The sequence below is a fragment of the Dellaglioa sp. CoH-57-MRSF-17 genome (assembly GCF_056782015.1).
Genome location: NZ_JBXAXY010000063.1, coordinates 1 through 396, shown reverse-complemented (window position 1 = coordinate 396; position 396 = coordinate 1). Strand labels below are relative to the sequence as shown.

1 protein-coding gene is annotated in these 396 nt (G+C 54.5%); it reads left to right on the top strand.

Annotated features, from left to right (window positions below):
* The coding region (locus AC1RPJ_RS07865) for a hypothetical protein (RefSeq protein WP_481762858.1) at nucleotides 1-396 on the top strand (396 nt) is incomplete at both ends.

Genomic DNA, 396 nt, shown 5'->3' with positions numbered 1-396 from the left:
CTACTTGGGAACGGTCACCGCCAATAATGACACCACTGGGATGAGCCGTGTACAGGCTAAAGTTCCGGGTCTATACGAAACTGATCAGGGTGAAGTTCCGTGGATCGGAAACATGAAGGACAGTCCGTTCGGGTTCGGTGTTGGGGCTAAGGGGCCATACGGATGGTATGGGTGCCCTCAGGTTGGATCGACTATCAAGATCGAGCTGCAAGGTGGTGACGAGAACAAGGCGCTGATGACTAGCATCATGACCACGAAGTCGAAGCACCCTTGGTTCTCGAATCCAAGCCGCTGGGGCTACGTTGATCCATCGGGTTCGATGCTTCAGGTGGATATGAGCGCAGGCTCGTGGGTATGGACCCACGTATCAGGCGATAGCATCTCCTACGATGGTTC